Source organism: Vibrio sp. F13 (genome assembly GCF_020806305.2).
GTDB classification, from domain to species: Bacteria; Pseudomonadota; Gammaproteobacteria; order Enterobacterales; family Vibrionaceae; genus Vibrio; species Vibrio crassostreae_C.
This window is the reverse complement of record NZ_CP170176.1, coordinates 1,029,566-1,042,853: the sequence shown is the minus strand read 5'-3', so window position 1 is coordinate 1,042,853 and position 13,288 is coordinate 1,029,566. Positions and strand designations below refer to the sequence as shown.

9 protein-coding genes are annotated in these 13,288 nt (G+C 44.7%); 5 read left to right on the top strand and 4 right to left on the bottom strand.

Going from position 1 to position 13,288, the window contains the following annotated elements; genetic code table 11:
- Window positions 1-65 precede the first annotated feature (65 nt).
- The 3 genes from fruB to fruA are packed head-to-tail and all read left to right on the top strand — an operon-like array spanning window position 66 to window position 3,944.
- On the top strand, window positions 66-1,199 hold the full coding sequence (gene fruB, locus LMH68_RS19655) for a fused PTS fructose transporter subunit IIA/HPr protein (RefSeq protein WP_171733640.1): 1,134 nt from the start codon (window positions 66-68) through the stop codon (window positions 1,197-1,199).
- Window positions 1,200-1,208: 9 nt separating this feature from the next.
- Window positions 1,209-2,186 carry a 1-phosphofructokinase gene (gene pfkB, locus LMH68_RS19650; RefSeq protein WP_017090852.1) on the top strand — a complete coding sequence of 326 codons (978 nt, stop codon included), beginning with the start codon at window positions 1,209-1,211 and terminating at the stop codon, window positions 2,184-2,186.
- A 15-nt stretch (window positions 2,187-2,201) separates the two neighbouring features.
- Window positions 2,202-3,944, top strand: a complete 1,743-nt coding sequence (gene fruA, locus LMH68_RS19645) for a PTS fructose transporter subunit IIBC (RefSeq protein WP_229647761.1) — start codon at window positions 2,202-2,204, stop codon at window positions 3,942-3,944.
- Between the two features lie 165 nt (window positions 3,945-4,109).
- On the opposite strand, the gene LMH68_RS19640 is transcribed toward fruA, so the two are convergent.
- The 3 genes from LMH68_RS19640 to yghU form a co-directional block, all read right to left on the bottom strand.
- Complete coding sequence (locus tag LMH68_RS19640; protein WP_017060873.1) at window positions 4,110-4,433, bottom strand: DOPA 4,5-dioxygenase family protein; 324 nt, start codon at window positions 4,431-4,433, stop codon at window positions 4,110-4,112.
- Between the two features lie 204 nt (window positions 4,434-4,637).
- Window positions 4,638-9,125 carry an SslE/AcfD family lipoprotein zinc metalloprotease gene (locus tag LMH68_RS19635; RefSeq protein WP_229647760.1) on the bottom strand — a complete coding sequence of 1,496 codons (4,488 nt, stop codon included), beginning with the start codon at window positions 9,123-9,125 and terminating at the stop codon, window positions 4,638-4,640.
- A 276-nt stretch (window positions 9,126-9,401) separates the two neighbouring features.
- Window positions 9,402-10,259 (bottom strand): glutathione-dependent disulfide-bond oxidoreductase, encoded by an 858-nt coding sequence (gene yghU, locus LMH68_RS19630; protein ID WP_017060875.1) that lies wholly within the window; start codon window positions 10,257-10,259, stop codon window positions 9,402-9,404.
- A gap of 284 nt (window positions 10,260-10,543) precedes the next feature.
- Here yghU and LMH68_RS19625 point away from each other — a divergent pair, with 284 nt between their 5' ends.
- The gene (locus LMH68_RS19625) at window positions 10,544-10,888 is read left to right on the top strand and encodes a YajD family HNH nuclease (RefSeq protein ID WP_017060876.1); all 345 of its coding nucleotides are present in this window, start codon (window positions 10,544-10,546) and stop codon (window positions 10,886-10,888) included.
- 180 nt (window positions 10,889-11,068) lie between these two features.
- Here LMH68_RS19625 and LMH68_RS19620 read toward each other — a convergent pair whose 3' ends face one another.
- The gene (locus tag LMH68_RS19620) at window positions 11,069-11,449 is read right to left on the bottom strand and encodes a hypothetical protein (protein WP_017064770.1); all 381 of its coding nucleotides are present in this window, start codon (window positions 11,447-11,449) and stop codon (window positions 11,069-11,071) included.
- 594 nt (window positions 11,450-12,043) lie between these two features.
- On the opposite strand from LMH68_RS19620, the gene LMH68_RS19615 reads away from it, so the two are divergent.
- Window positions 12,044-13,282, top strand: coding sequence for an OFA family MFS transporter (locus tag LMH68_RS19615; RefSeq protein ID WP_017067032.1), 1,239 nt, complete (start codon window positions 12,044-12,046; stop codon window positions 13,280-13,282).
- Window positions 13,283-13,288: the final 6 nt, after the last annotated feature.

Below are 13,288 nucleotides of genomic sequence, written 5' to 3'. Positions count from 1 at the left end.
AACATTTGCTCTAGACTGAATCGTAGCGATACACAAATTCTCAAGCGATACGCTAAAGAGGCACCATGCTTAAATTATCAAAATCTGACATCACTCTTGGCCAAACGGCCGATGACAAATTCAAAGCTATCCAGAACATTGCTGGCGACCTAACTGCGAAAGGCCTAGTTGACTCTGGCTACGTTGAAGGAATGCTGAACCGTGAAAACCAGAACTCTACGTTCTTAGGCAACGGCATCGCGATTCCTCACGGCACCACTGACACGCGTAGCCTAGTAAAAGAGACAGGCGTTGCAGTACACCACTTCCCTGAAGGTATTGATTGGGCAGACGGCAACCGTGTTTACGTAGCAATTGGTATTGCAGCGAAATCTGACGAGCACTTAGGCATCCTTAAGCAGCTAACCAAAGTTCTGGCAGCTGACGGTGTTGAAGAGAAATTAAAGCAAGCGAAATCAGAAGACGAAATCATCGCTCTACTTAACGGCGAAGTTCAGCTTGAAGCCGACCTAGACGCTTCTTTAGTTCAGCTACTGTTCCCTGCAAGCGACATGATTCAAATGTCTGCAGTTGCGGGCGGTCTACTTAAGAACACAGGTTGCACAGACAACGCATTCGTTGCTGACCTAGTAACGAAAACACCAACTCACCTAGGCCAAGGCCTGTGGTTGTTGGGCAGCGACAAAGGTGTAACTCGCACTGGCGTATCTTTCGTTTCAACAGCGAACCATTGTGAATACGAAGGCACACCAGTTAAAGCATTGGTAGCATTCGCCGCTTGTAACAGCGCGCACCAATCTATTCTGGCAAACCTAAGCAAGATGGTTTTTGAAGGTAAACAGCAACAACTGTTAGCCGCTGACGCAGCGCAAGTGATTGGCCTTCTGAAAGGTGAAGCGGTTTCTACAGCTTCTCAAGACGATGACAACTGCGCAGTATTCAAAATCAAAAACGCACACGGCCTGCACGCTCGTCCGGGAGCAATGCTAGTTGCTGAAGCGAAGAAGTTTGAATCAACGATCCGCGTTTCAAACCTAGATGGCGACGGAAAAGAAGTGAACGCGAAGAGCTTAATGAAAGTCATCGCGCTTGGCGTTAAACACGGCCACCAGCTTCAGTTTGTTGCTGAAGGTGAAGATGCAGCACAAGCACTTGAATCGATTGGTAAAGCTATCGCTTCAGGCCTTGGCGAAGGTTAAGGAATCGATATGTCTGATAAACAAATCAAAGCCGTTACCGTTACGCTAAACCCTGCTCTCGACCTAACAGGCGCTATCGACGCACTTAATGTGGGCTCAGTGAGCCTAGTAAACAAAGGCTCTCTGCATGCAGCGGGCAAAGGCGTAAACGTAGCGAAAGTACTTTCAGAGCTTGGCGCGAAAGTGACCGTAACAGGTTTCCTTGGTCGCAATAACGAAGAAGCGTTCTGCCAACTGTTTGAGCAGATGGGCGCAACTGACCGCTTCATCCGTGTCGACGGCGCGACTCGTATCAACGTGAAATTGGTAGAAAATTCAGGCCAAGTAAGCGATATCAACTTCCCAGGTGTTCCTGTTGATGCTGACGCGATTAAAGCGTTTGAAGAAACCTTGTTAGAGCTTGCTGAAACACACGATTACTTCGTGATTGCAGGCAGCCTGCCACAAGGCATCTCTCCTGAGCTTTGCGCTTCTTGGGTTCAACGCTTACACGATTTAGGTAAGAAGGTGCTATTTGATAGCAGCCGTGACGCACTTAAAGCCGGTATCAATGCGCAACCTTGGCTGATTAAGCCAAACGACGAAGAGCTGTCTCAGCTGTTCAATGCAGAACTAACCACACGCGACCAATGCCAACACGCAGGCCAAGCCCTAAGTGAAAAAGGTATTGAGAACATCGTGGTGTCACTTGGCGCAGAAGGCGTGATGTGGCTAAACCAAGGTGAATGGTTACATGCTCAACCGCCGCGTATGCAAGTGGTAAGCACGGTAGGCGCAGGTGACACATTGGTTGCTGGTCTATGTTGGGGTCACATGCAACAGATGCCAAAACCAGAACTTATTAAATTCGCAACCGCCCTATCTGCTCTAGCAGTTTCACAGGTAGGCGTGGGCATCACCAGCCAACAAGAGCTGGACTCAGTACTACAAAATATCCAATTACAGTCGCTTAGTGCTCCAACTAGCCAGTTAGACACAAGCAAATAGGACAAAAGGTTTATTATGAATATTACCATTATCACAGCTTGCCCTAGTGGCGTAGCAAACAGCATCATCGCCGCAGGCTTGTTAGAGCAAGCGACAAAAGCACTGGGTTGGAACGCCGCTATTGAATGTCAATCAAGCGTGCTACCTGACTCAACCGTATCGCAAGACACTATCGACAGCAGCGACGTTGTGGTTATCGCAGCCAACACAAACGTTGATAAAGCGCGCTTTGTCGGTAAGAAAGTGTACCAAGCAGCTATCTCTGAATGCACAGCAGATGCAAAAGCATTTCTTGAGAAAGCGGCAGCAGAAGCAACAGTATTAGACGCTTCTCAAGTTGAAAAAACAGTTGCGGTTACTGGCACTTCACCAGCGACGGGCAGCAAAAAGATCGTAGCGATTACCGCTTGCCCGACTGGTGTTGCACATACCTTTATGGCAGCTGAAGCACTTGAAGCAGAAGGCAAACGCCTAGGTCACCAAATCAAAGTGGAAACTCGCGGCTCTGTAGGTGCGAAAAACCAACTGACAGACCAAGAAATCGCAGACGCTGATCTTGTTATCATCGCTGCCGACATCGACGTTCCTCTTGATCGTTTTAACGGCAAAGCGCTATACAAAACGACAACGGGTCCTGCGCTTAAGAAAACAAAGCAAGAGATGGAAAAAGCATTCGCAGAAGCTAAACCATACCAACACACTGCTTCTTCAAATTCAGCACCTGCTGACGAGAAGAAAGGCGTGTACAAGCACCTAATGACAGGTGTATCGCACATGCTTCCAGTGGTAGTTGCGGGTGGTTTGATTATCGCACTCTCTTTCGTGTTCGGTATCGAAGCGTTTAAAGAAGAAGGCACACTAGCAGCAGCACTGATGACTATCGGTGGTGGTTCTGCATTCGCTCTAATGATTCCTGTTCTTGCTGGTTTCATTGCATTCTCGATTGCTGACCGTCCGGGTCTGGCTCCAGGTCTAATTGGCGGTATGCTGGCTAGCTCAACGGGCGCAGGTTTCCTAGGTGGTATCGCGGCAGGTTTCATTGCAGGTTACTCTGCAAAACTCATTGCCGACAAGGTTCAACTTCCACAGTCAATGGAAGCCCTCAAGCCAATCCTGATCATTCCGCTTATCGCGAGTTTGTTCACTGGTCTTGTGATGGTTTACATCGTAGGTGGTCCTGTTTCTGGCGTAATGAGCGCAATGACAGACTTCCTAAACAACATGGGTACGTCTAATGCGATTCTTCTAGGTGTGATTCTAGGCGCAATGATGTGTTTCGACCTTGGTGGTCCGGTAAACAAAGCCGCTTACACATTCGGTGTTGGTCTACTGGCTTCGCAAACTTACGCACCAATGGCTGCAATCATGGCAGCAGGTATGGTTCCAGCTCTAGGTATGGGCCTTGCGACTTTCCTAGTGAAAGACAAGTTTGAAGCAGGCGAGCGTGAAGCAGGTAAAGCATCATTCGTTCTTGGCCTATGTTTCATCTCTGAAGGTGCAATCCCATTCGCAGCGAAAGACCCAATGCGTGTTATCCCAGCTTGTATGGCAGGTGGTGCACTAACAGGTGCTCTATCAATGATGTTTGGTGCACAGCTAATGGCTCCACACGGCGGTCTATTCGTACTACTGATTCCTGGCGCTATCTCTCCAGTACTTATGTACCTAGTAGCGATTGCAGCAGGTACGCTAGTAACAGGCTTTGGCTACGCAGCACTTAAAAAGATGAGCGGCTCTAAAGTAACGGCAGAGGCTTAATCCCCCTACTCTGGTTAACGGTTCAGCCCGATAACCAGAGGCTCTTGATAACCGGTTTCTTGGTAAAACGGCTCCTTAAAACAAAGGCTCCTCATTTGAGGAGCCTTTTTATTGTTCATGTATTTTCCGGTCGGAATGAGTTAAGTGCAATATTGGTATATTTGATTAGCTAGTAAGCGTTTCTTCAAAGACACCCAATTCACGACCAAGCCAGATCGCTCGTACTGTGTGATCCAAAGTTTCTTCACCGCCAGTTACAGGGTGAATCAACACCGACATATCACCGCGTTCTTGCTCAAGCCATTCAACAATGCCCGACTCTTTGTTCGCAAAGTGAATCTCAAACATTGGCATCTTATGTGGACCAACCAAACGCTGTATTAATGGGAAAACCTCTAATACATCTTTACGTTCCGCTAAAATTTTCTGACGCAGTGTTTCTGCTTGCTCTGCAAATCGCAGAGGGAAATAGATATGACCGTGGTACATGGCACCATCCTTTAGAATTATGATGCGAACAGTTTAACCTGCTTTCTCTAGCAAGGACAGTCAACCAATGGCAGCCGAAGTATTAAACATCATGTAGAAGACTGATCTAGCTGAAATTTCTAGAGCATTCCAACAAAAACGCCACACGTAGTTTCAGTGTGGCGTTTGTTTTTAAGCTATAAAATGCTTTAGCAATAATTAGCGTTAGTAAATTGAATCAACATTCAAAGGACTGTTGTTTGGTTTCTCTAGTTTTAATTGTTCAACCGCACTAAGACCTTTAGAGCTAATTCCGCCACTATAAGACTTCGTGCCATCAGCATTAGTCATGGACGTTTCGCCCACGTTCCAAACTTCAAAGAAGTCACTTAAGTCATAGTTTGAAACATAAGAAGCGCACACCATCATTAGGTCTCCACCAGAAAGCCCAGTCTCGCTAGCACTACAATAGTTCGTATTCGAGTCGCCTTCTCTATCACCTCGAGCTTTACGGTGCATAAGTTTGAACATGTTCCAGCCTTCATCTTCACCATACACATCAGATTGGCTTGCGCCGCGTGTATACCAATCATCAATTGCAAAGTTCGATTTTGCCCAGATTTTTAGCTGACCAAACATAACTAATCGTAAACCTGCATCACCATGTGACCACGCATGTTCATTATTAAGCTCTAGCCATTTAGGTGCTTTCTTAATATCCGATTTAATACGATCCATTTCAGGGTTTGCATTGCGCCCCTCTAACTCCTGCATATACAACGCAAGAAGGTTATTGGTCACTTCTGTACTACCAGCCGCAAGGAAAGGAGCTGATGCTAAGTTGTGACCAACTTCATGCCACAACAACCAATCGTTCACAGGGTTGGTTGGAATGTATGTCCGATTTGCGTTAAAGCTTGAATTCATCACTGGGTAGCCAGAGTGAGCAGCGCCAATCGAAATCTGCACGTCATTCACAAAACGATGGCGGAACGCATTCAGTTCTGGATAAGTGAACCTACGGTGTAAACCAGTGCTTTGTTTCTCATCACGCCCGTAGAAGTCACTTGCCGCTTCAGCGAATCGATTCATATCTGTTGCGAATTGGTTCAAATCAGCGGATTCTAGATTCCTGATTGGTGTAGTGTAAATAAATGAACCCGTATCGATTTCTGCAATTGGTGCGTCTGCCGATTGAATAGTGTTAATCCACTGTCCCTCTTTCCACCAAGCCGCTTTTAACGCGCCATCAATGCTAAACGAGACTTCACCAAGCTCTTTTACTTTCGGTTGAATGTAAATAAGGCCACCATATGGAACCTTGAAAGTTAAGCTCGAACCATTGTAGTCAAAGCTGGTTTGCATACGTGGAGGGCGTTTCAAACTCGTTTCGTGATTCGGCTTACCTGTAAGATCATCCGCGATCATCACAGTAATCGTAGCTGCCACGCCATCTTGAATAGTTACTTCTTGTAATTGAGGTGCCCACAGACCTGTCGATTGATTGTTTCCTGCCGAATACGTCACCGCTTTACCGTTGGTCTGAACCATTACCGTACTTGACGAAGATGCCCCCGAAGTTCGACCCGGATACATTGTGGTATCAACAACGATTTCATGATCCCAGAATGAGCGCCCCAACATAATACGAGTCAGAGGTTTCTCCATGTAATTTAATGGATAGCTAGGATTCAACTGCCCAGATAACTCACCTTCGCCATGAATCATTCCATTAGCGACTAACGACGCTTTTAAGTCAACAGGACACTGTGCATCCATTGTGTCTGTTTGATGTAAGTCTTCGGTATAACAGTTAAGGAACTGAACAGCCTGCTTGAACCCCAACTCATCTTGTATTTCTGTTTCAAAATGGTATGCGTTGTCATTCCACATCCAAACAGACAGGTTATCAAACGCTTGATTCAATTCGCTGTTAGACAGACGCTTACCTTGAGTACCTTTTGTTCTATAGTAAATTTCATGCTCATAAAGCGCCGTAAAGTTAGTGCCCAAGTTCGCCGCTTTAACCATGCTACCAACAACAGCTTCACTTACTTCATAGCGATCAAAGTCTGCGCGATAATAAGCACCGCGAACAGTAACACCGTCTCCAGAACGAGTCTCAATACAGTTAAATTCATATTCATAATCGTTTGTACAAAGATCAGTTCCAACAAATGCAGATTGCAGTTCTTTGATCGCCGCTTCACGCTCTTCTGCCGATTCAACAAAGATACGTGCGGATTTTTTCTCCATTACTGTTACACCAGACGCATCAAGCACTGGCTTCCCTTCAGCGTCTAACTTAGTAACCTCATAAGTCGGGATCTCAAACTTAATCTTGGACTCATCTTTGATCCACTCAACCGTACCATCTTGATTTACCGTGAATGGAGGCTCTCCTTGGTTATCTTGAAAACGCTCAAGAACCACCATTTCCTTTTGACTCTTCACGTGAAGATTAGGATAAGGTGCTTGGCAGTAATAAGAGCTACCGCAGAAAGCTTGGTTTGTCGGGGTAACGTTTTCACCACCAAGAGATACACCTACGGCATCTGCCAAGCGTCCAACAGGTTCAGGATTAGTCGTTTGAATCGCATCCATAAACAAGATATTGCCACCGTCATTAACATAGTTAATAAGAGCCGTAATATCGTCTTGGTTTAAGTTCGGGTTATCCAAGTCAGCAACAAACTGGTTAGTCATGCCATCTTGAACCAACTTAGGTGGGTATGCCTGAAGGATCAAAATCGGCGTATTACTCGCATCCAAATCATCAAAGTCACCTGAACCACGCTTTTCTACTGACGCAAAACCATACTGAGGACTAACAAAAAACGTGTACTGCTTACCCATTGTGGAGTGGTGATAAGCCGAATAGGCTTGGTCAATATTGGTCACTGCATTCATCCCAGCAATAGGCAAACCATTATTGAACCACTCAAACAAGTTCGAGAAAAACAACCTCATGCTGCCTTGGTCATCATGTAGTAGGTTTTCAAACGTCGAAACAGTGCACTGTTGTTTGTTGCTGTCGATATGTAATGTGCGATTAGCCCAATAATTCTCTGGGCATGACAGAATACTTGGATATAAGCCATTGCCCATGAACACGACCTTACCTTTGCCTATCTCGCCTGCAGTAACGAATGGGAAACCATAAGTCGCGTTGTCTTCAGAGACTAAAGGAATCGGAGGCATCGAGATGCTTGGGTGTTGTGCGATGTAAGGCTTACCTTCACGAGTCCAAGCCTGTTGCTCACCAAAGTAAAGCTCACGGTTTTTATCAGTTCTTGGCATCACCACAGGGAATGCTCTGTTCGATATGTTCAGAGCTCGCATACCACGGGTATACCCCGTCGCACCGTAAAAGCTACCATTGTCATTGAAGACATGGAATTTGGTGACGTTGTGGAAGATTTGCTTCAGAGACTCTGTTACATACTGACCAGAATTCATAGATAAAACGGCAGGTTGACGAACATAATCCATAAACTGAGGCGTTTGGCGCAGCTGCTCATCAATGACTGCCGTTAACCCTTGGCTAAACTGACCAACAAACTCATTAGGAAGTTCGAAGTCTGTACCCTCTATCAGCCCCCCATTTGGCAGAGTTAGGTTGATCAACTCATTTATAACGTTAGGGTAATTTGAAAAGGTATCTTGGACTTCTTCAGATATCTCATAATAACTTACATGATCAACCGCATAGCGCTCTAGTAATGACTGGATATTCGCTTTCTCAACCACATTATTGGTCACATCAGACAATTTATAAGCAACCTGATTACCCGTAATGGAGCCAAACTCAAACGTATCAATACCAAAAACGATTCTGTCGCCCCACAGGTACTCAAAGACTCCCTCTTCATCCGTCACGCCCGTCGCGTTAGCCGAAAAGAAACTGATCCCAGAAATCGGCGTACCATTAGCGTCTGTAAGCTTACTGCGAGTTAACACCTTACCTTCAACACTTGGCTTATAAGCATAGGTAGACTCCGCGTCTGCAGAAACAAAACCAGCGTTAAGGTTATTGTCCGCATTAGGGTCAACCGCAGGAACAACAGTTGTGTCTACGTGTGAACTAGGAGCCTTACCTACTTCATCTGTAGACTCCTCTTCTTTCGATGAAAAGTACGCATCGACAGCATCTTGATCATCAAGCTGCGAGAACACATCCTCAATATCAAAAGCATCCAGCTCTTTTAGACAGATAGCACTTTCAGTCTCACAAACATCAATTGATTCGAGTACCTTGGTAACGTTGTCTCCATGTAATTCTGTCAACTCAAATGCCGCATGAAGCGCATCATTTGAAATCGTGCTTTCTGTGACTTCGGGGAAAGGAGCCGTGAAATCACCTAAAGTAAGGTGACCCAAGGTACAGCTAAAACTCACGCCTTGTTTTACACTGAACGTTCCGTTTTCAAGATGAATGCCGTCACAGTACACATCTCCAGAAACAAACGCCCCGCTCGACAACAGTGAACCGATGTAAGTTGTTGGGGGAATAATATCTGTTGGTGGAATAATGTCAGTCGGCGGAAGAATATCCGTTGGTGGAACAATATCTGTCGGAGGAAGAATATCCGTTGGTGGAATAATGTCTGTTGGAGGAGCCGTATCAGGGCCGTCACTATAGCTTAGTGAATCGTGATTACACCCGGAAAGAGCCGTGGATATGATAGCCAACGCAATTAAGTTTTTTTTCATTGAGCGAAGTTAGTCGTAATTTAAAGTGGACCGTTATCTTATAGATTTACTCCACCTCGATGACTATTGTTTTTTGTCTTAACCACAAAGACCATTACTCATAAGCGATTGAATAAGAAAAACAAAATGATAATTGAGACTCTCATTCCAATTACAAAACCTCTCCCTACCTTAAAACGGAAAAACGCCATATCTCGATTGAGATATGGCGTTTCAATTAGCCATTAACACTAAGACCGATAGGGTATATCTGCCAAAAACACGTTCAAAAAAGAACTAAGGCTTAAGCTTTAAAACTCGGTCAATGTCTTCTGCAGAATGGCGCTCTGGTACTTGCTCCCACTCTTCGCCAAATGAACGATTAACCACTCGGCCGCGTTGGAAACCTTCACGCGCTTCTAGCTGCTTCGCCCAGCGCACAACGTTGGTGTAAGACTCAACTTGTAGAAATTCGGCTGCGTCGTAAATTTTGCCAAGTACTAAGTTACCGTACCAAGGCCAAATCGCGATATCTGCAATAGACAGCTCTTCACCCGCAACGAAAGTGCTGTTAGCAAGTTGCTTGTCTAACACATCTAGTTGACGCTTAGCTTCCATTGCGAAGCGGTTAATTGGGTACTCTTGCTTTTCATCCGCGTAAGCGTAGAAGTGACCAAAACCACCACCTAGGAATGGCGCAGAACCTTGTGCCCAGAACAACCAGTTAATGGTTTGCGTTCTTGCTGCCCCTTCTTTTGGTAAGAAGTGACCAAATTTTTCTGCTAGATGCATCAAGATAGATGCCGATTCGAATACATTCACGTCTTCGTCACCAGACTTGTCGACAAGTGCTGGTATTTTGGAGTTTGGATTCACGCCAACAAAGCCAGAAGAGAACTGATCAGCCTCACCGATGTTGATCAAGTACGCATCATATTCAGCTTCTTTAACACCCGCCGCTAACAACTCTTCCAGCAAGATAGTGACTTTTTGACCGTTAGGTGTGCCAAGAGAATACAATTGAAAAGCATGGTCACCAACAGGAAGCTCTTTATCAAAGCGAGCTCCAGATTCAGGACTATTGATGTTTGCCCACTTGTTACCACCAGCAGTATCGTTAACCCAAACTTTTGGCGGAGTGTATTGTTCTGACATGATATTTCCTTATTAATATAGGGTCTCACAAACTGATATTAGGTCACATGCCTGCGGTTAAAACCCCTGAATACGATTTATTTTCAAACTGTTAAGCATGGCTTATTCCAGAAAGACATAACCCGCTTAAGCGTTAGTGTGTAGAAGGTAAGTCTGTATTCAAACTTCAATCTAATATCGATAAGTCCACTGCATCATTTAGCAATGATTTTACGAACGACATACCGACAGCTTCAAGAAAGCTGTGATAAAATCGGGATATTACAATTGATAAGGATTTGGCAATGTCTTCTGATTTCACAGGTTCGAGTGCAGCGTATGCTCGCCAAGAGAAAGGCTACCGCGAAAAAGCACTAAAACTGTACCCTTGGGTTTGTGGTAAATGTGCGCGCGAATTTGTTTACTCAAACCTCCGAGAGCTTACCGTTCACCACGTGGATCACGACCATACAAACAACCCTGAAGATGGCAGCAACTGGGAGCTACTGTGCCTGTACTGTCACGATCATGAGCATTCAAAATACACTGACCATGAGCGTTATGGTGTGGATGCAAAAGCGAGTTTAGATGATCATCAGTCAGCGACACACAACCCGTTCGCCGATCTCGCTAAGATGATGAAGAAATAACACACCTTCAGAGTAGTCTTTGGTAGATGGTAACTGCTAGATAATAGATACATAACAAGTAACCCCAGTATGTCACCATACTGGGGTTTCTTTTATCTGCCGTCATAACCAAATAATAGAGTTCAGGTAGGCAGGATCAAAAAAGCCTTCCGAAGAAGGCTTTTTAAGAATCAAATCGAATTATGCTGCCGCTTGCTTGCGAGACTCTTCTACCTTCTTAGCGCGCTGTTTTAGCGTCAATTTATCGCGGTATGCAAACCAAACGTAAGACACAACCACTAAGAAGAACAGGTATGACAATGAGAAAATGAACGGCGATTGAATGATATCGTTCGAGATACCCCAAGAAACACCGATAACAGTCACTGCAATTTTCGCAAAAAAGCCACACATCAATAGCACTAATGCCAACTGTGGGAAACGCGTACTGCGGAATGCAAGCCAGTAGCAACTACCAACTGCTAGAGCCGCAACATAGAAGCCGAATAGGAAAGAGTGAATATGGTCAGCTGCCGCTACACCACCAGAAATTGACATCAATAAAATTAAAAACAGTTTCATAATACTCGCCTCACCATAAGTTGGAAACGCATCCTTTCAAATTTGGAATCTCAGTTTGCATACTATTTTCCCACTTTTTACGGACAACACAACCCCTCCAATCGAACAAAATGTAAGCAAAAGTACTAACAAAAATCACCCTTAACAATTGCTTAACATTCTGTTTTTAATAAAACTCCGTTACTCCTTGTCTCATATGAACAAAGCGCTGTTACGATTTATTTTGTTACACAAATTTAACCTTGGAAATTAATTAAAATTATTTGTAACTCTGTGATATCCGCACGCAATACGCGTCTATTCAAAAACCATCACCTCAAAATCCCTGAAATAATAAGAAGACAGAGCGAAAAAGAACAAAATAGAGAGGTGTTAAAAACATTTCAAAAACCAATGAAAAACAACTTATTAACAAATTGAATTTAATTTACCAAAAATGGAAAAAGAGATTCCAATCACATTTTAATTGGTTATAATCCGCGCTCTTTTGCGCTATCTGTTGATAAACGCAAACTAATTTTGAAGAAACAATCACAATAACCCGTCTTTAGTTAAGTGGCTCTCCACTAACCGATGACAAAACTGAGAATAAAAATGAGCAAGATTGATAAAGCAACACGTATCCTGCTAGCAGGCTTCTGTATCAACCTTTGTCTTGGCATCCTGTATGCTTGGAGTGTATTTAACAAAGCGCTAGTAACTGAAGCTGGTTGGAGTGCTGCTGAAGCATCTTCACCTTACGCTATTGCAACTATCACATTCTCTGTTTGTCTTCTTGTTGCGGGCATCCTACAAGACCGTATGGGTCCACGTAAGATCCTTATCCTAGGTACAGCGCTTACAGGCCTAGGTATGATTGCTTCTGGTTTCGCTACAACGCCTATGATGCTGAACATCACGTTCGGTATTATAACAGGTGCAGGTATCGGCTTCGGTTACGCATGTCTGTCTCCATCAGCAATGAAGTGGTTCCACTCTTCTAAGAAAGGTATGGTTAACGGTCTTATCGCAGCAGGCTTCGGTCTTGCGGCTATTTACCTAGCACCAGTAACTTCTGCGCTAATCGACAGCATGGGTATCCAAACTAGCTTTATGATTCTTGGTGTTGGTGTACTTGCAATCGCAGTACCTCTAGCAGCAACAATCAACAACCCACCAGCGGATTACACGCCAGCTGAGCCTAAAGTAAAAGCAGGCCAAGCTCCTAAAGCGGTTAAGAAGACTGAAGACCTAACTTGGAAAGTAATGCTGAAGACTCCTCAGTTCTACTCTCTATGGATCATGTACGCATTCGCTGCATCTGTTGGTCTAATGATCATCGGTAACATCACTACAATTGCTAGCGTTCAAGCTAACCTGCCAAACGCAGTTTACCTAGCGTCTATCCTTGCAGTATTCAACTCAGGCGGCCGTGTTGCTGCGGGTATGCTTGCAGATAAAATCGGTGGCGTACGTACTCTACTTCTAGCGTTCATCCTTCAAGGCGCGAACATGGCTCTATTCGCTACGTTCAACTCTGAATTCACGCTAATCATTGGTACGGCTATCGCAGCGGTTGGTTACGGTACGCTTCTAGCAGTATTCCCAACACTAACTGCTGAGTTCTACGGCCTGAAAAACTACGGTACTAACTACGGCGTGCTTTACACGGCATGGGGTATCGGCGGCGCTATCGGTGCAGCAGTTGTTGGCTTCTCAATGTCAAACGGCGAAGGTTACGGCCTAGCTTACACAATCTCTGCAGTTATGATGGCAGTGTGTATTGTTCTAGCAATCATCACTAAACCAATCTCTGAAGCTAAAGTTGCTGAACTAAAAGCATCACAAGCTTAATCAACA